At 71.1% G+C, this 2291-nt stretch carries 1 protein-coding gene and 1 pseudogene; one reads left to right on the top strand and one right to left on the bottom strand.

Features of this window, described 5'->3' with window-relative positions; translation table 11 throughout:
- The coding region (locus tag ACTWQJ_RS50395) for a SpoIIE family protein phosphatase (RefSeq protein WP_443313043.1) at positions 1-1726 on the bottom strand (1726 nt) is incomplete at its 3' end.
- 357 nt (positions 1727-2083) lie between these two features.
- Here ACTWQJ_RS50395 and ACTWQJ_RS50390 point away from each other — a divergent pair.
- Positions 2084-2291 (top strand): annotated as a pseudogene (locus ACTWQJ_RS50390) (hypothetical protein); the annotation flags it as partial.

Genomic DNA, 2291 nt, shown 5'->3' with positions numbered 1-2291 from the left:
CGACCTGCACCTCGTCGGTACGGCCGTCTGGATGCCGTAGCAGTGGTGAGAGGTGCCCGGCCCGGACGAACAGGACGTTGCCCTCCTCCATGTCCAGTTCGGCATAGCAGCAGGTGGCGAACAGGTCGGTCTCCATACCGACGAGCAGGCGGTTGGCATGGGAGACGACCACGTCGGGCGGGTGGCCCTCCACGGCGTAGGCGCGGACCGCGGTACGCATCTGGCCCATGATCGTCGCGGCTCCGGCGCTGTGTCCTTGTACGTCACCGATGACCAGCGCCACGCGTTCCTCGGAGAGGTCGATGACGTCGTACCAGTCACCGCCCACCTGCAACCCCCGCCTGGCGGGCAGATAGCGGGCCACGGCCGTCCCCCCGGGCAGCTCGGGCAGGCGCCGGGGCAGCAGACTGCGCTGCAGCATCGTCGCGAGTTCCTGCTCGGCGTCATGCTCGTGCGCACGCTTGAGGGCCTGCCCGATCAGCGCCGCGGTGGCGGTCAGCAGGGACCGCTCCTCGGGGACGAACTCGTGCGGCCGATCCCAGCCGACCAGGCACACGCCTGCGACCCGGCCCTTGGCGGGGAGCGGCAGGACGGCCAGACCTCCGGTGCCGATTTCTGCGAGTCCGGGTTCGAGGGCTGTGCCGGCCGGCCACAGATCCACACGTCCGTCGCGCAGGGCCAACTGAAGGGTGGGCAGGGCGCTGACCGGTGAGTCGGGCCACTCCGAACGCCACTGGGAACGCCAGATCTCCGGCCAGGCGTCGGGCTGCGGCGGGTCGAGCACGGTGACCATGAGATGGCCGTCCTGCAACTCGGCGAGCGCCACCCGGTCGGCGCCCAGCGGCTCACGCAGCGCGGTGACCATCACCTGGCTGACGTCATCGACTGTGGTGGCATCGTCCAGTGCGGCAGTCAGCCACTGGATCCTGGACACATCGTCGGCGCTCCGCCGCTGGACCGAGGTGGACATCACCACGCCCAGCACCTGCTCCGGCCGTTCGTCGGTGCCCGCCACCACCCGGCTGCTCAGGCTCAGCCAGCGCATTTCACCACTGGGGCAGCGGACCCGGAACTCCAGCTCCCGCCGACCGAACGGCTGGGTCGACGGTTCCAGGACCGACACCAGCGCGTGCATGTCTTCCGGGAGGGCATGTGCGAGCAGTGTCTCGGCCTTGCCGTCGAAGTCGTCCGGTGTGAGGCCGACGAGCTCGAGCAGGGTCTCGTCCGTCTCGATCAGGCCGGTGCCCGGCACCAGGACGAAGAAGCCGACGCGCAGACTCCGCAGGGCGGGACTGAGCAGCGACGACGGCGCGGGGCGGCCCGTCCCGGCCCGGAGCACGCCGGCGACCGCGTCGGCGTACCGCTCCAGGAAGCGCCGTTGCCCGGCCTCGAAGCCGTCCGCGGAACTCCCGATGACGACGAGGCAGCCCAGCCGCGCACCTCCCCTCCCGAGTGGCAGCGCACCGAGCGACGCCTCCACTCGCGGCGGTGTCGGCCCGCCCTCGGAGCAGGAGGCGAGTTCGGCGGAATTCAGCCACAGCGGCCGGTCGGTGCGGAAGACGTGCGCCGCAGGTGAGTCGCCGGACAGGGGCAAGGACTCCGGCAGCCCGTACCGGGAAGGAGCGCATCCGACCGTGTCCACCAGCCGAAGCTCGGCACTCCCGATACCGGGCACATAGACCGCTGCCAGCTCCGCTGCGGCGAACCTCAGGGCCCGATCGGTCACGGCGGCCGCCGGCTCCGGAAGCGGAGAACCTGTGCTTGCGGAGCCGGTCTCGGATGCCCGCGGCTCCGTGGCCCCGGCCCGGGCAAGGCCGTCATGAGGCATGTCCGCCACCTACCTCCCGTCCATGCCGCAGATGCCGACAAGCTCGGGGCAGTCACGTACCAGAATCGCATATGCGGACCAACCCGACAGATCACCTTGATCGCCATCGTGGGAGGCCTGCCCACCGGGATCATCGATTCCTCTGCGTTCGCAGATCACCGCAGCCGGTGTCACACTGACGACGTGGTCGTCTCGCCACGTCCGCGCGGTGCTTTCCGCACAACGCGTGGCATGGTGAGGAGGCCGGATGTCGCCATGCTCGATGAGGTAGCCGCCGGTGCCGGGCCGGTCGGGCCGAGGCCCCACCCCGCCGGGGCGGGCGACGCCGCTCCGCGACCGCCCGAGCCGTTCCGCGCCGACGTGACCGTCCGGCTCGGCGAGGCGTGTCCCATCGGGCCCTCTGCCGTGCGGTCCGGCCGAGTTGCGGACAAATCCCTGACGCCGCCATGCCCGCGCGTCGATG

The organism is Streptomyces sp. KR55 (genome assembly GCF_052245645.1).
GTDB classification, from domain to species: Bacteria; Actinomycetota; Actinomycetes; order Streptomycetales; family Streptomycetaceae; genus Streptomyces; species Streptomyces flavusporus.
The sequence above is the reverse complement of the archived record's forward strand: the minus strand, read 5'-3'. Positions and strand labels throughout refer to the sequence as shown.